Origin of the sequence: Pseudomonas sp. 58 R 12 (assembly GCF_900005865.1) — a bacterium.
Taxonomy (GTDB): domain Bacteria; phylum Pseudomonadota; class Gammaproteobacteria; order Pseudomonadales; family Pseudomonadaceae; genus Aquipseudomonas; species Aquipseudomonas tritici.
In genome coordinates, this window is the sequence record NZ_CVTP01000026.1 from 1 (window position 1) to 16,936 (window position 16,936).

General features: G+C 56.8%; 19 protein-coding genes. 17 read left to right on the forward strand and 2 right to left on the reverse strand.

The window, feature by feature from the left end:
* Positions 1-10: 10 nt before the first annotated feature.
* The 10 genes from BFP95_RS22835 to BFP95_RS22865 all read left to right on the forward strand — a co-directional run bounded on the left by BFP95_RS22835 (position 11) and on the right by BFP95_RS22865 (position 9,726).
* Complete coding sequence (locus BFP95_RS22835; RefSeq protein ID WP_256534311.1) at positions 11-4,150, forward strand: hemagglutinin repeat-containing protein; 4,140 nt, start codon at positions 11-13, stop codon at positions 4,148-4,150.
* Positions 4,147-4,509 carry a hypothetical protein gene (locus tag BFP95_RS29160; protein WP_083207087.1) on the forward strand — a complete coding sequence of 121 codons (363 nt, stop codon included), beginning with the start codon at positions 4,147-4,149 and terminating at the stop codon, positions 4,507-4,509. Before BFP95_RS22835 ends, BFP95_RS29160 begins: the two co-directional genes overlap by 4 nt.
* A gap of 502 nt (positions 4,510-5,011) precedes the next feature.
* Entirely contained in the window at positions 5,012-5,695 is a 684-nt protein-coding gene (locus BFP95_RS29165; RefSeq protein ID WP_083207086.1) for a transposase, read from the forward strand.
* Positions 5,696-5,813: 118 nt separating this feature from the next.
* Complete coding sequence (locus BFP95_RS22840; RefSeq protein ID WP_139113188.1) at positions 5,814-6,632, forward strand: hypothetical protein; 819 nt, start codon at positions 5,814-5,816, stop codon at positions 6,630-6,632.
* A gap of 118 nt (positions 6,633-6,750) precedes the next feature.
* Positions 6,751-7,221 (forward strand): lytic transglycosylase, encoded by a 471-nt coding sequence (locus tag BFP95_RS22845; protein ID WP_065910744.1) that lies wholly within the window; start codon positions 6,751-6,753, stop codon positions 7,219-7,221.
* Between the two features lie 160 nt (positions 7,222-7,381).
* Entirely contained in the window at positions 7,382-7,537 is a 156-nt protein-coding gene (locus BFP95_RS29170; protein WP_256530442.1) for a hypothetical protein, read from the forward strand.
* Positions 7,538-7,576: 39 nt separating this feature from the next.
* The gene (gene lepB, locus BFP95_RS22850) at positions 7,577-8,365 is read left to right on the forward strand and encodes a signal peptidase I (RefSeq protein ID WP_065910745.1); all 789 of its coding nucleotides are present in this window, start codon (positions 7,577-7,579) and stop codon (positions 8,363-8,365) included.
* The gene (locus BFP95_RS22855; RefSeq protein ID WP_083207085.1) at positions 8,362-8,778 is read left to right on the forward strand and encodes a hypothetical protein; all 417 of its coding nucleotides are present in this window, start codon (positions 8,362-8,364) and stop codon (positions 8,776-8,778) included. The genes lepB and BFP95_RS22855 overlap by 4 nt, the downstream gene beginning before the upstream one ends.
* Positions 8,779-8,810: 32 nt before the next feature.
* Entirely contained in the window at positions 8,811-9,284 is a 474-nt protein-coding gene (locus tag BFP95_RS22860) for an RDD family protein (protein WP_065910747.1), read from the forward strand.
* A 7-nt stretch (positions 9,285-9,291) separates the two neighbouring features.
* Positions 9,292-9,726: an RDD family protein gene (locus BFP95_RS22865; protein ID WP_065910748.1), complete on the forward strand. Its 435-nt coding sequence runs from the start codon at positions 9,292-9,294 to the stop codon at positions 9,724-9,726.
* A 97-nt stretch (positions 9,727-9,823) separates the two neighbouring features.
* Here BFP95_RS22865 and BFP95_RS22870 read toward each other — a convergent pair whose 3' ends face one another.
* Both BFP95_RS22870 and BFP95_RS22875 read right to left on the reverse strand, forming a co-directional pair.
* Positions 9,824-10,411 carry a hypothetical protein gene (locus BFP95_RS22870; RefSeq protein WP_012721599.1) on the reverse strand — a complete coding sequence of 196 codons (588 nt, stop codon included), beginning with the start codon at positions 10,409-10,411 and terminating at the stop codon, positions 9,824-9,826.
* Between the two features lie 16 nt (positions 10,412-10,427).
* Positions 10,428-11,039 carry a hypothetical protein gene (locus BFP95_RS22875; RefSeq protein WP_065872769.1) on the reverse strand — a complete coding sequence of 204 codons (612 nt, stop codon included), beginning with the start codon at positions 11,037-11,039 and terminating at the stop codon, positions 10,428-10,430.
* Positions 11,040-11,310: 271 nt separating this feature from the next.
* On the opposite strand from BFP95_RS22875, the gene BFP95_RS22880 reads away from it, so the two are divergent.
* The 7 genes from BFP95_RS22880 to BFP95_RS22910 all read left to right on the forward strand — a co-directional run bounded on the left by BFP95_RS22880 (position 11,311) and on the right by BFP95_RS22910 (position 16,805).
* Positions 11,311-11,892 (forward strand): hypothetical protein, encoded by a 582-nt coding sequence (locus tag BFP95_RS22880; RefSeq protein WP_065910749.1) that lies wholly within the window; start codon positions 11,311-11,313, stop codon positions 11,890-11,892.
* Positions 11,893-11,931: 39 nt separating this feature from the next.
* Positions 11,932-12,612 carry a CsgG/HfaB family protein gene (locus BFP95_RS22885; RefSeq protein WP_049710665.1) on the forward strand — a complete coding sequence of 227 codons (681 nt, stop codon included), beginning with the start codon at positions 11,932-11,934 and terminating at the stop codon, positions 12,610-12,612.
* Between the two features lie 29 nt (positions 12,613-12,641).
* Positions 12,642-13,004 carry a DUF4810 domain-containing protein gene (locus BFP95_RS22890; protein ID WP_049710664.1) on the forward strand — a complete coding sequence of 121 codons (363 nt, stop codon included), beginning with the start codon at positions 12,642-12,644 and terminating at the stop codon, positions 13,002-13,004.
* Positions 13,001-13,651: a DUF799 domain-containing protein gene (locus BFP95_RS22895; protein WP_049710663.1), complete on the forward strand. Its 651-nt coding sequence runs from the start codon at positions 13,001-13,003 to the stop codon at positions 13,649-13,651. The genes BFP95_RS22890 and BFP95_RS22895 overlap by 4 nt, the downstream gene beginning before the upstream one ends.
* A gap of 210 nt (positions 13,652-13,861) precedes the next feature.
* Complete coding sequence (locus tag BFP95_RS22900; RefSeq protein ID WP_065910750.1) at positions 13,862-15,490, forward strand: vWA domain-containing protein; 1,629 nt, start codon at positions 13,862-13,864, stop codon at positions 15,488-15,490.
* Between the two features lie 152 nt (positions 15,491-15,642).
* A complete protein-coding gene (locus tag BFP95_RS22905) occupies positions 15,643-16,215 on the forward strand; it encodes an RNA polymerase sigma factor (protein ID WP_065910751.1) in 573 nt (190 codons plus the stop codon).
* The gene (locus BFP95_RS22910) at positions 16,212-16,805 is read left to right on the forward strand and encodes a hypothetical protein (protein WP_065910752.1); all 594 of its coding nucleotides are present in this window, start codon (positions 16,212-16,214) and stop codon (positions 16,803-16,805) included. The genes BFP95_RS22905 and BFP95_RS22910 overlap by 4 nt, the downstream gene beginning before the upstream one ends.
* Positions 16,806-16,936: the final 131 nt, after the last annotated feature.

The following is a 16,936-nucleotide window of genomic DNA, read 5'->3' on the forward strand; positions in this document are numbered from 1 at the left end:
CCTCAACGCCATCGCGGCAGCCAACGAACAGCACTCGACCTACAACTCGAAAAAGATCAAAAGCATCGAAGACCACGTGCAGCAAGTCTCCAGCGTGATCAAGGCCGGCGGCGACGCCACCCTGAGCGCCGGGCAGAACCTGCAACTGGTCGCCAGCGTGATCAAGGCCGGCAACGAGGCGTACCTGGTATCCGGCAAAAACCTCGAGCTCAAAGCCGCCGAAAACCAGGACTACAGCTTCTACAGCAAGACCAAAAAAACTTCCCAGGGCAAGAAATTCCGCCTCGACGAAACCGACGCCATGAACAACGTCGGCAGCCTCGTCAGCGCCGGCAAAAACAGCACCGTCGTGGCCGGTGAAAACCTGCTGCTGGCCGGCAGCGCCGTTACCGCCGAAAAAGGCGCCACGCAACTTGCGGCCGGCCAGGACGTGAGCATCCTCGCCGTCACTAACTCAGACAGCGCCCGTCACGAACGCAAGGAAAGCAAAAGCAGCTGGGGCGGCCTCAAGTCGAGCAAAGTCCAAGACAAAGTCGACGAAAAACGCACCACCGCCCTGGGCAGCATGGTCTCCGGCGAAACCGTCACCGTCGCCGCCAAGCGCGATGCCATCGTCACCGGTTCCAACCTGGTCAGCACCGGCGACCTCGCCGTGCAGGCTGGCCGCGACCTGACCATCGACGCGGCGCAAAACACCTTCGCCCGCACCGACATGCACAAGGAGAAGAACCGCGACCTCACCGGCGTGTTGACCGGCAACAAGCTCGGTCTGGACGACATGACCGGCAACCAGAAGCTGTACATCAACAGCTCCAAACACAACGGCACAGCCAATGAAATGACCTTGACCGGCAGCACGATTGGCTCTAGCGCGGGCAACGTGTCGCTGACGGCGGGGCGTGAGTTGAAGGTGGTGGCCAGTGATTTGGTGAGCACCAAGAACATGGAGTTGAGCGGGGCTGATGTCACCGTTACTTCGGGGATGGAGACTGCGAGTCAGACCAGTCAGGACAGTTCAAAAAGTTTGGCGGTTGGGCGTGTAGTGGGTGGCATGGTCGTCGACACCGCCACCAGCATGCGCGATGCAGCCAAGGCGTCGCGCAGTGCCGACGACCCGCGCCTCAAGGCAGTGAAGATCGCCCAGGCGGCGTTGGCGGCCTACAACCTCAATAATCAGATGGGCGACCTTGCTAATAAAATCAACGGCAATGACGACACCAGCGGTAGTTCCTCCGGCTCAATGATCAAGATTGGCACCGAACTGGCCAACACCCGCACCAAAAGCAGCAACGAGTATGCGGCGCAGACCGCCCACCAGAGCAGCCTCAATGCCGGTGAAAACCTGTCGATTGTTGCGGCGGGCGATGCGCCGGGTACCGCAGGAGATCTGTTGATCACCGGCAGTTCATTGAAAGCGGGCAACACCCTGCTGTCGGCGAAAAACAACATCCTGCTGCAAAGCGCGCAGAACACCACCGACCGCAAAAATGACGGCTCGCGCAATCGAACCGCCATCGGCGTCAGCTTCAACATCGGCGAGCAAACCGGTTTCACCCTCGACCTCGGTGCGCAAATCGCCAAAAACCTGGGTTCGGGTAGCTCCGTAACCCAGGTCAATACCACCCTGGATACCGGCTCGCTGGTACTGCGCAGCGGGCAGGACACCACACTGGCCGGGGCCCAGGTGCGTGCTGATCGCATTGATGCCGACATCGGCGGCAACCTCAACATCCTGTCGCGCCAGGACTCCGAAACGTCCAAGAGCAAGCAGAACAGCGCCGGTTTTGGCGCGAGCATTTGCATTCCTCCGTTCTGCCTAGGCTCCACCGTTTCTGCGTCCGCGAACCTGGCGGCGTCGAAAATGAACAGCGACTACCAGGCGGTGACCGACCAGAGCGGCTTCTTTGCCGGTAAAGACGGCTACGACATCAATGTCGGCAAGACCACCACCTTGCAAGGCGCGGTGATTGCCAGTGAAGCCAGCGCTGACAAGAACCGCCTCAGCACGGATCGCTTGCTGGTCAGCGATATCAAGAACAAGAGCGATATCAAGAGCCAGTCGGCGGGCGTGAGCGTCTCCGGTTCTTACGGTGGAGAGGTGGGAACACTCAAGCCAGGTCCCTTGTATGGCATGGCACTAAACGACTCGGATCACAGCTACACGCGCAGTGCGGTAAGCGAAGGCACGATCATAGTGCGCAACCCTGCGGGCGCTAGCGATCTCGTCGGTTTGAACCGTGACACGGCCAACGCCAACCAACGCCTCGACAAGCCCGATGAAAAGGCCATGCAAGAGCGCATGGACCTGGTCAAAAGCTCGATGGAGCTGACCAAGGGCATTGGCGACGCGATTGCCGAGGCCAGAATCAAGGCAGCAAACGACCCCAACAGCGACGTCAGCAAAGCCACGCGGCAGAAGCTGATTGATGACGGTGTCGCTAACCCGACACCGGAGCAAATCAGCTTTCGTGCCCAACAGGATTACGGCGTCGGCAGCAGCTTCCAGAAAGCCAGCCAGGCGGTGACGGCTGTGGTGCAAGCGGCCATGGGCGGTAGCGTCGGGGGCGCGTTGGCGGGAGCGGCGGCGCCGTATCTGGCAGAAACAATCAGGGACAGGACCAAGGGCGACCCCACAGCCAATCTGATGGCCCATGCGGTACTGGGTGCTGTGCTCGCCAAGGCTGGCGGTAACTCAGCACTTGCTGGCGCAGCCGGTGCTGTTGCGGCGGAGGAAACCGCGCGTCTGATCAAGGAAAGCCTGTATGGCGATGTCAGTAATGAAAAACTGTCCGAAGGGCAAAAGCAGACAATCTCCAGCCTCGCAACCTTGGCAGGTGGTCTTTCCGGGTCGCTTACCGGCAAGGGCGCGCTGGATGCGGTCGCAGCGGCACAAGTCGGTAAGAACGCGGTTGAAAATAACCTTTTGAGTCCAGCCAACGAGTCTTTGCTTCAAAAGGCCCGCGACTCGTTCAAGCGCAACAAGTACACCCTCGAGGACGCAAAGACGCTTATCGCGCTCGATCAGCGAGATCAGATTTCAAATGCCCTGGTTGAGCGCCTGCGCCGCAACCCAGACTCGATGTCGGCTGCCGATAAAGTCGCAGCACAGGCCTACCTCGCGGATTACGAAAACGCACTTGTTGCGGCGTATGGTCAGGGTGAGGCTGATCGTCGCATCTACGCGCTGATGCGGCCCGGTCCTCTGCGGCAAAGCAACGATGTGGCATACGCGGCTGGCAGTTCCAATAAAGACGCTTCGCTGGAACGGCTCTATCCCGGCGACTTGTTGGCGCAGATGAACCGCTCTCCTAGCGAAAACGAACAGCTTTACCGCGAAGCGCAAAAGACATTGCGCATCGGACAGAACTACGAAGGAGAAGCTGCAATCGGTACGCCGGCTTTGTATGTGCTGGGCGGGGGCATGGGCTTGGCGATACGGTTGGTGACGGCTGAAAGTGGCATATTGCAGGCTACTTATGGTGGGGTGCAGACCTACAAGGGTGATTCGGGCGACGGCGCCCAAAACATTTTCCTTGGGCTTTTGAACGCTTCGGCTGCTGGGTTGCCGAGCGTGTTTAAGGGGCAGTCGGTTGCAGGCTCTGCTAAAGGTGCGGTTGCTAAAAACGAGGGAATGTTTTGGGGGCAGGCGGACTCGGAGATGGGTATTCCGATTGAAAGGAATGTTCTACCAGGCGGTCCAGATTTTGCCAAAGGAGTGAAAACGCCGGCAGGTTCGGTAGAAAGTCAAGCGACGCCTAATTTTCTAAATCAATTCCCAGATCATCCAACAGCTGTTCCAACACTTATCGCAGATACAAAGTTGACTAAAGGTATAGGAACATATAACTATGTTGTTCTTGAAGATGGTAACTTAGTAATCGGGCGAAAGTTTAATGAGGTAGGTGGAGGTCACATTGACCTTGCGAATAGTAAACCCGTTATTGCAGCTGGCGAGGTGAAAATTGTGCGCGGGGAAGTTAAATATATAGATAACACTTCTGGGCATTATGAACCTTCCGGTCGCGCTGCACAGATCGCAGCAGAAAATGCGTTCTCTCAAAAAGGACTTGATGTGACTGGTAAATACATAGAGAAAGTCTGGGTGCCAGATCCTGGTAATCCAAGAAAAGGTGCTTGGGTGCCAAAATGAATGACATTATTGAACAGTTTGATATTCTTTGTGATGTAGCTATGGCCGCTTTTAGTGAAGAGCTGGAAATTTCCTATGAGATGTCATTGTTAAATATTTTAGAATTTGTAAAAAAACATCCGGACTATAGAGAGTGGTTTATAGATAGATTTAAACTGATTTTAACATCTAGGAACTCGCCATTTGAAGCTGTGGCATTTTGCATGCGTGAGTTGCAGTGGCCTGAAATAAAAGAATTTGTAATTTCAAAAATGAACCCTTCAGAAGATCCTCGTAGTGAGGCCCTTCGAAGTCTATTGACCGCATATGATGAGTTTTGGCCGGATTCGGATCTTTATAGTTATTATAGTATGAGTTAGTTTGTGTAAAGATAAAGGAGGATTGTTTAAGTTTTTCGTTTGGCGGTAAGCTATTAAATAAATCTTTCCCCTGTAATGTGGGGTGCATGTGGGAAGGTGGGTCAGGTGTATGGAATCATTACGCAGGGATAAAGGGGGCGGATTTATTTAAATGTGACGCTGATCGGTAGGCTATTAATAAATCTGTCCCCTTTAATTCTGATACCTTTGCAGGCAGTGTTGAAGGCCTACGACAATATGCCAAAAGTACCATGTCCGGATTTTGTTTCAGGAGAAAAATAGGGTGGGAATTAATGATGGAGTTTACAACCGCCTATACGCCAGTCACTGGAAAATAGGGGTCAGACCACGATTACTGCTAAAACGTATATTGGTGGTCTGACCCCTATTTTCCTAAAAATTATGCTCTTTAAAAATTTGATTTATTTTTTGAAATCATTATCTTCCTTTGTTTTTGTTGCAGACGACTAAGCTGATCTCTTTCAGAAATCAGGGGTTTGTTATGGCTCGTCGTCCTCGGTTGTTGGTACCAGGTCTTCCGCTGCACATCATACAGCGCGGAAATAATCGTTCGGTTTGCTTCTATTCAGAAGATGATTATATTTTTTATATCCACCTCTTAAAGCTCTTGTCGGAAACGCATGGCTGCAAAATTCACGCGTGGTGTCTCATGACGAATCACGTGCATTTGTTACTGACTCCAACTACCGCTCTAAGTGCTTGTTCGTTAATGAAAGGACTTGGTCAGCGTTATGTCCAAAATATAAATCGTACTTATCAACGAACAGGAACTCTGTGGGAAGGTCGTTATCGTTCTTGTTTGGTGCAACACGAAAGCTATTTGATGGCCTGTTATCGTTACATAGAAATGAATCCCGTCAGAGCGGGAATGGTGGATCATCCCGCTGAGTATCGTTGGACGAGCTACCGAGCAAATGCAGAGCTGGAAACTTCAGCACTTATAACGCCTCATGATTGTTATAAAGAATTGGGTAGTAATGTCGATCAGAGGGCTGAGGCGTATCGTCGTCTTTTCAAGGATGAGCTTCAGCAAGAAGTAATCGACCAAATCAGAGATGCTACAAATGGAAATTACGTATTCGGAACGGGAAAGTTTGCGTCGCAGATAGCACAAGCTTTGGGTAAGAGAACCGTTAGAGGATTCGCTGGCCGACCAAAGAGATGACTTTCAAATGTCAATTGTGTTCTGACCCCTATTTCCCCCCAATGTATATTGGTGGTCTGGCCCCTATTTCTGGAGATCCCCGAGTGGTCGACGCCTCTGGCGCCAAAACGGTGAAGGCATGAACGTTAAAACGGCATTAGAAGCCCTGGGGTTACACGACGCGCTGGTGGCATGCGCCGATGGAAGCATCGGCACGCCCATCTGCACACTGCGAGCCCCTGCCGAGTGGTATGGGTTTCCACCTGCGTTGATCCCGATATGGAGTGACGGATCTTGGCCTACCTATATTGGGTACTGGAAGCACTGGTTTGTTGATCGTGAACCCACCTTCGTAAAAATGTATGTTGGCATCGACCGAATGACCGTAGAGATCGCCCGCACGCCTGCGCAACTGATGGGCGTGCTCGCAATGATGTCGATGAGTCTTGAGGAGGGTGTCACGCCCGAACTTGAGCAGTTCGCCAAGGCGGTGGGGCTTGATTGCCTGGAAGCATTGGATGCGCAGTCGTTGAAAACTGGCGACGACTCCAAAGGCTTCGCCAACGTTGAACCGTTCAAGACGTTGACGCCACTGGCCAGTATTTCTGACGGTGCAAAGCGTTATACCGGAAACTTTCCGAACCCGTTCGACCCAATCCCTAATTGGTGGGAAAGCAGTTGCTATTTTGAAGTTGTCGACCAGCACATCCCAGTGCCGAACGGCGTGGAACTGCCCACTTGGTTTGATCCTGAGCGCGAGAAAAAGCCGTTGTTCGAGGATTTTATGCAAGCGGGACGCCTTGACTGCGCATGGCTGACTCTGAACTCCACTGGCTGGTCCATCGGCGATGCACGGCAGGCACTGGTTGCGTTGCAGGAGCGCGCCGATGATAAGGCGTTTGACGCGGTTGTTGCTTACTGGTTGTCCATTGCGGATTTGGATGCTGGGGCATATTAAAAGTGAAGGGGAATCGGGGTTAAGGGATCGGATAAAGGTGACTGATTTATTTACAAGCTGTTTAATAAATCTGCCCCTTTAATGCTGCCATCAGATATACCAAAGGGAATACCTATTAATGGTCATGCCAGTCTTTTATAGCAAATCCTGGTTCCGTGCAAAAAAATGCGCGATAGAACCAATGAGTGAGTCCACGGCACGGTCCGAGCATCAGGCAGGTAAGTCATATACCGCTCTAATTGGGTCGGAATCAACGCCTTCTTGTTTTGTTGAAATGTTGATAGATAAGGGTATGGTTGGCGTCGGTTTTCTTGACGATAAAGGCCATGAGTATCTGACCTATCAATTTCACTACTTAGACGAAAGCCAACTTTTTCTCTCGATGGCCACCCACCGTGAATTCGAGGGGGGCAAGGTCGCTTTTGGAACAACTTATATATTTGGACGGCAGGGTGGTCTTGTCGTTAGGCGTGAGAGGATGATTCCCTATACGGTTGAAGATGCTCAATCAACCTTTGAACCGGCAGGGAACTACGAAGTTGCACCGAAATTTGGTGATTATTCAGGTGTAATAAATATTAATCGGTGAGGGGGGTGATTTAGGAAGTAAACGTGACGGATTTATTTAATGTGGAGGGATCGGGGTCGGGCCACGTTTTTAGCGAAATCCATATAAATTTAACGTTAATGGTGGTCTGACCCCTATTTCCAGTGGTCTGACCCCTATTTCCACTGGCAGTGGGAGCCGTGTGCTTTATGCATTCGATGCAGAGAACGATTGGTCAATCGTAGAAATTGATCCTGAACTGGATGGGGCAACAGTTTTGTTCGAAGATTTTTCCAGCTTCATTTTGAACCAGTTAGCGGCGGTCAAGGGTTACGTGGATTGGCGCGCCGCACAGTAATATGCGCAACGCGCGCACTTGCATTATTAAGGATGATCAATGAAACCCGTAAAACTCTCCCTACAAGCTTTCCTGATGTCCTGCCTGGTGGCCGGCTGGGGGCTTGTCTACGTGGGCCGTATCAAGTGGGCCATTTGGGTTGCCGCGCTGTTGTACGGCGGTGTGGTGCTGCTCGGCGTGTTCGGTCTGAGCGCCTCGCCCATCGGGCTGTACGTGTTGTTCGGCTGGATTATCGCGGTCAAGCTCAGCTCGGCAATCGTATCGGCCGTGTTGGCCCGTCGTTACACAGGCCCGGTGGGCGTGCCGCGCAAACGGTTCCACGCGCTATACGTCGGCGTGTTGATCGTGATCACGTTCATTCTGTTGGAGGTCTTGCGGGGGCCGCTGATGGGGTTCAAGAACTACTACATTCCGACCGGTTCGATGGCGCCAACGGTGTCCGTGGGCGACTACATTGTGGCCGACCTCAAGGCCGGTGCGCCGAAGGTCGGCGATATCGTGGTGTATCGCTGGAACGGCACTGAGGCGATCAAGCGCGTGGCGGGTGTTGGGGGAGATACGTTGGCCATCGTCAACGGCGAACTGATCCGCAACGGTGAAAACCTCGGCCTGTTTCATGCGCCGGCAGACCGTGTGAATGGGCCGGCGTCGATGGAGTTGGCTCCGCTCAAGGTCGAGCCAGGGCACGTCTACCTGCTGGGTGACAACCGCAACAACAGCAATGACAGCCGCTTTATGGGGCAGGTGGCCGTTGACGAGGTGGTCGGTAAGGTCACCGGTATCTGGTTTTCCAAAGAGCGGGCACGCGTCGGGACGACGTTCCCGTGAATGCTCAAATGCGCTTGGCGCGCTTTTTCAGCATCGGGTGTCGGGTTGCCCAGTGGCTGTGCCTGTTGGTGATGTTCGCCAGCGCCACGGTATTCATGCTGGCCTGGGCCTACCTCGATCCTGGTTCGGCGCCGTTGGGCGTGGCAGTCGCAGGCTTCGTGTGGTGCGGCATTGGGCTGTTGTTCGCGTTCGTGTTTGAGCGGTCGCGCACAACTGCAGCAACGCTTCGATTCATGCTGACTCGGATGGCTGCGATACTGGTGCTCGCGGCCGCGGCGGCCTACTTGCTCGGCCTGTTGTGGCTTGAGCCTGGGCGCGATTCCCTGGACGCTCTGTTGGAAAGGGCGTCCTGTGAAAAGTACGGCGGCACGATTGAAAAAGGCTGGGAGCGCAATTGCACCCGCCCGGAATAGACGCAATCACTTTGAAGTTGGAGTAATCCTGTATGGACGCAAATAACACCCCTAAACGCCCCACAATCCTGGCCAGCATCGGCCGTCGCCTGGCCGCACGCATCATCGACTGCGCCATCGCGGTGCTGATCTTTTTCATCGTCAAATTCGTCGCCGGGGCGTTGTCTGCCTATGTCCCAGGGGTGACGCCCAAGGCTGGTTTCCTTTGCGCGTTTTTTGCGGGCTTTGCCTACTTCCTGCTGGCCGATGCACTCCCCAACGGCCAGAGCCTGGGCAAGCGCCTGCTGAGCATTGCCACGGTGGACCGCAAGACCCTCAAGGGTTGCAGCGTTTCCCAGTCGTTCACGCGTAACTCCGGTGCACTGGTGGTCATCGATTGGGTGTGGATCCTCATGGAATCCAGGACACGCCTTGGCGACATGTTCGCCAAGACCATCGTGATCCAGACCGGTAACCTGACGAGCGTTCGCAGCCTGGCGGATATTTATGACAGAGGCAGGGGATAAGCGCGTTATGAACGATTCAGCATCGGCGGCAGAAATCTGGAACCTCGCCAGCCCGTTCAGGCGGCTGCTCGGTTATGTCATCGATATGGCCGTGGTGTTTTTCCTGCTGTTTTTGATCCGCAACCTGGACTACGCGTATCTGTCTTTGCGCTCGGTGGTGGGCCCGCTGTTTTTCGATGGCATCCGCTATGTGCTGATGTTTTTAGCCTTCGGGTACTTTCTGTTTTGCGATGCCTTGCCCAAAGGCCAGAGCCTGGGTAAGCGGGTGTGCCGCACGGCGGTGGTGGGTTACCCGTATCCAATGAACTGCACGCTGTTTCAATCGTTTCTGCGTAATTTTCCGAAGCTGCTGTTCAGTATGCTGGACGGGCTTTTTGTGCTGTTCGGGTTGCGCCGTCGATTGGGCGATATGTTGGCCAAGACGATTGTGATCAACACTTGAGCAGGGCGGCATGGCTGTAACAATGTGGGAGCGGCGGTTCGCAGCTCCCACATTTTTATTGAGGTGCGTCAGCTGGATATCCGCCGACGTACAGGCCTTACAGTAACTTGCGCTGCACCGCCTCATCCAGCGTACTGCGCGTCAACGCCTCGACCACTTCCCGTGTGTCGGTCTGGAAAGGCAGGCCTACGATCAGCACCAGATGCACCCATGTGCGCACCGACTCACTCTTTTTGACCCGGCCCAACTCTTTGCCGTCCTTGTCTTTGAACACCGTTTCGAGGGTAAAAATGTTCTTCGCAGTGGTGGGGATGATGCAGAACGTGAAGCCGGTAATAAACGCTGACACCGGGCTGTATTCTTCATTGTTGTGCAGGGTGGCATCCACATAGAGGTCCGAGTCAACCTTGTCGGTGCTTACTCGCGAAAAGCGGTTGGACTGCTGGAAGGTGTCGGCCACAGCCTTTTCCCACAGCACCACCGGGGCACCTACTGCCGCGTTGCCCGGGCCACCGTTGACGTGGTTTTGCGCCGTGGTGCGCACGTACGCCGTCGGCTTTTGTGCCGGTGCGTTCGCGGTTGGTGGCCAGGTTTGCACTGCTGGCAGTTCGTGCTGCGAGTAAGAAACGCAACCGGTCAGCAAGACCGCCGCGAGGACCAGGCAGTGTTTGATCAATCCTTTCATGTGTTGCTCCTTAAATTTACGGTTTCGCCAGTTTGGCGGTAGCGGTGTCGAGCAATTGCGCGACCAGCTTGGTCAGTTGCTGGCCGCCCATCGAAGGCGCCCAATACTGGCCGCTGTAAAGCCCGACGTTGTGTTCGAACTTGATCGACTCTTTCGCCGAAGCCAGTTCCTGGCCGTTGCGGTCGACGATGACCAGGTCGCCGGCTACGTCGAAGCTGTCCACGTAGATCGGGCCGTTGACCCAGATCCAGATCGTCAGCGTCAGCAGCGCGCCCGGCACATACGCAGGGTGCGGCGCGCGATGGCCTTTGAGGGAGGTCATGTTGAATTTGAGCGTGACGTCGTGCTCGCCCAGGCGTACCGGATACTCGGTGACCTGCTTGAAATAACCCGCCGTGCGCACGTACTGGTTGATCTGGGCCGTCAGCGAGCGGCTGATGGCCGTCTTGTTGGCCTCGTTGACGTCGGCAGCATTCACCGTCACATCGGCGACTTGCGCACTGCGCGAGCTACTGCTGGAGGCCGGATGGAGCGGGGCGCCGATGGGGCCAGTGACGGTGTACGACACACAGCCGGTCATGGATAACGCGGCGACGAGCGCCGCCGCCCGGAAGAGGATTTTCAACACGCAATATCCCTATAAATGAACGAACCAAGCCACTGTCTCGTCCTTCACGGGCATAACTTGAGCATGCATTTTTTATTTGATCGGTGCAGGCTAATAGCCATCATTGTTTTTGTTTTGCTGACAATGCCTTAGGGCATTTCGCCGCGGACTTGGGCGTAAGCGCCAGTAAAACGGCGCAGCTTGGGCGTCAAAACAACTTGAGAACGGCTTTCAACTCCGTAAAATGCCGCGATTGTTTAAAGCACGATACTTTTCAGGGACGAATTCAGACATGCGCCTGTTTGCCGTATTTCTCGCGGCCTGCCTCATGGCGGGCTGTGCCTCCAAGCCGGCGTACTACATCTCCCCGGCGCCGGTCACTATTCCCAAGACGGCTACCTACTGGGTCGACACCTTCGACGTGGAGGTGGGGGGCAAAAGCAAACATTTCATGCCCGACGACAAGGTTCGCCAGGAACTCGGCGTCGACCTAGTCAACCGCCTGCTCAACGCCAAGCGCTACGCCACGAGCAAGGAAACCGCCGATTATTTGCTGGACGTGGATATCGTCTACGTGCGGCATATCATCGACACCAACGGCGGGCTGTCCAATTTAGTCGTCGACGACGGCACCATCCTGCAAAGCATCGATTTCGGCTACAAGGTCAAGGTCAAGAAGGGCAGCGCCCAAGTGCTGCGCTTTGCCCACGACCGGCCTGGCCTGGTGCCCAACAACTGGGTGGGCCAGGTGCAGCAATGGAAGACCATTGGCGGCATCATCACCAATACCGGTAACACCAGTGTCGAGCGACATTTCACTGGTGGGCTGAGCCAATACATTGTCGACGACCTGCAAGATATTCCTTCTCGATAGCGGTTAATCGCCTTGGATTTCCCCACTTAGGAGCACCCTGTGAACACACTGTCCAAAATCCTGCTGTCCGGCCTCACCGCCGCAGCGCTGCTGACCGTGGCCGGTTGCGCCACGGAGAGCAACCGCGCCATGCCGGTGGAACAAGTCGCCAGCGCCAACGTCGCCTATTCCGGCGTGCGTGTACCGATTGCCGTGGGCAAGTTCGACAACCGCTCCAGCTACATGCGCGGCATCTTCTCCGACGGCGTCGACCGCCTCGGTGGCCAAGCCAAGACCATCCTGATCACCCACCTGCAGCAGACCAACCGCTTCAGCGTGCTGGACCGCGACAACATGGGCGAAATCTCCCAGGAAGCCGCGATCAAAGGCACCGCGCAGAAACTCAAGGGCGCTGATTACGTGGTGACCGGCGACGTGACCGAGTTCGGCCGCAAAGAGACTGGCGACCGCCAGCTGTTCGGTATCCTCGGCCGTGGCAAGACACAAGTGGCTTACGCCAAAGTCGCGTTGAATATCGTCAACATCAGCACCTCCGAAGTGGTGTATTCCACCCAAGGCGCCGGTGAATACGCGCTGTCCAACCGTGAAGTCATCGGCTTTGGCGGCACCGCCAGCTACGACTCCACCCTCAATGGCAAGGTCCTCGACCTGGCCATGCGCGAAGCCATCAACCGCCTCGTCGACGGCATCAACGCCGGCGCCTGGAACCCACGCAACTGATCAGCAGCACCTCAAGGAGCAGTACAAGGATGAGCAAGGCAGTTAAGTTGGCGCTGGTGCTGACAGCAGTTGCAGCGGTTACCGGGTGCCAGACGGCGCCCCAGCCCCTGTATCAATGGGAAAGCTACCAGCCGCAGGTTTACGAGTACTTCAAGGGCGAGCCCAAGGAAGCGCAGGTCGAGGCGTTGGAGCGGGATCTGCAGAAGATCAACGCCAGCGGCCGCAAGGCTCCGCCGGGTTACCACGCCCACTTGGGCATGCTGTACCTGAGCATGGGCAAGGATGACCAGATGGTGCAGGAATTCCGCACCGAGAAAGCGTTGTTCCCTGAGTCCGCCGCCTACATGGATTTCCTGCTGAAAAACGCCAAGACCGGAGTTGCCACTAAATGAGCCTGTTAAAACTCACTGGCGCCTTGCTGGCCCTGGCTTTGCTCGGCGGTTGCGCGGCCCCCAAGACGATTGATTACACGGCGTACAAACAGGCGCGACCCAAGTCGATCCTGGTACTGCCGCCGATCAATGAATCGCCGGAAGTGCAGGCGTCCTACAGCCTGGTTTCGCAAGTGACCTACCCGCTGGCCGAAGCCGGTTACTACGTGTTGCCGATCGCCCTGGTGGACGAAACCTTCCGCCAGAACGGCCTGACCACCGCCAACGATATCCAGGGCGTGGCACCGGCCAAGCTGCACGACATCTTTGGTGCGGACGCGGCGCTGTACATCACCGTTACCAATTACGGCACCAAGTACATGCTGATCTCCAGCGACACCTCCGTGACGGCCTCGGCCAAACTGGTCGACCTGCGTACCGGCACCACCCTGTGGACCGGCTCGGCGCATGCTTCCAGCGAGGAAGGCAACAACAACGGCGGCGGCCTGGTCGGCATGCTGATCACGGCGGCGGTCAAGCAAGTGATCAACAGTTCCACCGATGCGGCGCACCCGATTGCCGGTATCACCAGCGCGCGGCTGCTGTCGCCGGGGCAGCGCGCGGGGATCCTGTACGGTCCGCGTAACCCGAAGTACGGTACGGACTGAGTTTGATCCTGAAAACACCGTAGACCCAATGTGGGAGCGGGCTTGCTCGCGAATGCGGAGTGTCAGTCGATGCATACTTCAACTGACCGGCTGCATTCGCGAGCAAGCCCACTCCCACAATGATTGAGCCGTGATTCGAGATTTAACCCGAACCCACCACACCTTGCGTCTGAGCTTGTGAACGGATCATTCATTCACGAGGTTCAGCCCATGTCCCGTCCTCTGCTCTTCCTGCGTCCTGCTGCCCAGGGCTTTGCCGTTACCTTGCTGGTGGCGCTGGCCGGTTGTGGGCTGTCTACGTCCACTGATGTGTCGACACCTGTCGAGCCCGCACCCGTCGCTGAGCTGCAAAGCGCGCCAGCCCAGGGCGCGATGGTCAAGCGCATGGCGATGCCTGCACCCATGCGTATGCAGGAGTCGGCTGTGATGGAGTACCGCAGCGAGCCCCGCGAACAGTACGAAAACCTGCCGGACAACCCGGTGCATCGTGTGGCTGAAACGCCCGTGTCCACCTTCAGCGCTGACGTCGACACCGGCAGCTACGCCAACGTAAGACGATTCCTCAACCAAGGCAGCCTGCCGCCCGAAGGCGCTGTGCGACTGGAGGAAATGGTCAATTACTTCCCCTACAGTTATGCGCTGCCCACCGAGGGCTCACCCTTTGGCGTGACCACCGAAGTGGCCGCCACACCCTGGAACCCGCGCACTCAACTGCTGCGTATCGGCATCAAAGCCTCTGACCGTGCGGTAGCGCAGCTGGCGCCGGCCAACCTGGTGTTCCTGGTGGACGTGTCTGGCTCTATGGACCGCCGCGAAGGCTTGCCGCTGGTAAAAAGCACCCTGAAATTGCTGGTGGATCAGTTGCGTGAACAGGACCGTGTTTCGCTGGTGGTCTATGCCGGTGAATCCCGCGTGGTGCTCAAGCCCACCTCCGGTCGCGACAAGGTGAAGATCCGCAATGCAATCGACCAACTGACTGCGGGTGGCTCCACAGCCGGTGCATCCGGCATCGAACTGGCCTACCAGATGGCCCGCGAAGGCTTTATCGACAAGGGCATCAACCGCATCCTGCTGGCCACCGACGGTGACTTCAACGTGGGCATCAGTGACTTCGACAGCCTTAAGCAGATGGCCGCGTCGCAGCGCAAAAGCGGCGTATCCCTCACGACCCTGGGTTTTGGCGTGGATAACTACAATGAACACCTGATGGAGCAACTGGCCGACGCAGGCGACGGTAACTACGCCTACATCGACAACCTGCGCGAAGCCCGCAAGGTGTTGGTCGACCAACTCAGCTCGACCCTGGCCGTGGTCGCGCGGGATGTGAAGTTGCAGGTGGAGTTCAATCCGGCGCGTGTCAGCGAATATCGCCTGCTTGGCTATGAAAACCGAGCCCTGAAGCGTGAGGATTTTAACAACGACAAAGTCGACGCCGGTGAAATCGGTGCAGGGCACACGGTAACTGCGCTGTACGAAATTGTGCCGAAGGGCGAGAAGGGGTGGTTGGAGCCTTTGCGTTATGCCGCTGCGCCTGCAGGCGAGGGTAAGTCCGGTGAGCTGGCGATGTTGCGTGTGCGCTACAAGCCCGCCGGGGGCGGTGAAAGCCAGTTGATCGAGCGGCCCATCAGCAACGAATCCACCAAGGCCAGCGACGACCTGCGCTTCGCGGCGGCCGTGGCAGCGTTCGCCCAACAGCTCAAGGGCGATGGCCGCTACACTGGCAGCATGAGCCTGCAAGACACCGCCGCGCTGGCCCGCTCGGCCCGAGGCGATGACCCGTTCGGGCTGCGCAGCGAGTTTGTGCAACTGGTAGAGCTGGCGCAGGGCCTCAAACACTGATCGCGCATGCAACGACGATCCAATGTGGGAGCTGGCTTGCCTGCGATGCAAGCGACTCGGTCCATCAGTTACACCGAGTTGATGCCATCGCAGGCAAGCCAGCTCCCACACTTAGATCGGCTTTGACTTTCAGAAAGGAGTTCGCCACTTACATGGCCGTACCAGATGCTTCACCCAGCGACGAATCGCTGCTGGCCCGCTACCGAACCGGTGACGCTGCCGCGTTCGAAGCCTTGTATGCGCGGCACCGCCAGGGCCTGTACCGTTTCCTCGTGTCCCTGAGCAACAAGGCCGAACTGGCCGAGGAAATCTACCAGGAGACCTGGCTCAGCCTGATTCGCAGTGCCACCCAGCCACAAGGCCGGGCGAGTTTTCGCACATGGCTGTTCCAGATTGCCCGCAACCGGCTCATCGACCACTGGCGCAAGCACGGCATCCACAACCCGCTGCACGACAGCTACGATGAGCAATTGCACGCCCAGCCCGACGACAGCGCCGGCCCCGAGCAGCAACTGAGCCTGAGCCGCGAACAGGCCCGCCTCGACGCCGCGCTGCAAGACCTGCCCGAAGACCAGCGCGAAGTCTTCCTGCTGCGCCTGCACGGCGACCTTGAAGTGCCGCAAATCGCCGCCCTAACCGGCGCCCCGCTCGAAACCGTAAAAAGCCGCCTGCGTTACGCCCAGCAGAAACTGCGCCGCCTGCTGGCCGAGGAGATACCCGCATGACCGACTCCCGACACACCCCGGATCCTGACGACGTGCTACTCCAGCATTTCCGTCAACACAGCACCAGCGAACCGCCGGCGTCCCTCGACGCCTTCATCCTCGCCACCGCCCGCCGCGAAGCCCCGGCGTCGCAGCCGAGCCTGTGGCAGCGTTGGCTGCGAGCGTGCCAACGTCCGCGCTGGCAGATGGCGTTTGCCACCGTGGCCGGTTTAGCGCTCATGATCGGCGTAGTGACGCGCTCCCCCGTGCCGCAACCTGAAATGTCCACGGCAACCTTCTCCGCCCTTCATGAGGAAGCTCCACGCCCCGCCCCGCCCGCGATGTCCGCGCCCGCACCGGTGGCCCGAATGGCCGTCGCGCCCCAGGCCGAGCGTGCGCAAGTCATGGGCTCGATGGCGGATGAAACCACAACCAAGCTCAGCAAACGCGCGCCGGTGGCGTTACTTTCGTTGGAGGAGGGGTTGCAGGAGATTGTGAGGTTGCGTGAGGCCGGGGAGACCAAGGCGGCGGATGAAAAGCTGCTGGCTTTGCATGAGCGCTTTCCCGAGGAAGACTTGCCGATGCGGTTGGAAGCGTTACAGAAGCGTTAAACAGGCGCTCATAAAAAAGCCCCAGGCCTTTTGGCCTGGGGCTTTTCGTCATATCTGGTGCCCCGGCGTCGTTTGAACTTGTCTGTAACGTGCCCGATTTATAAGGGGTCTAGTGGCAGTGCGTCGGTTAG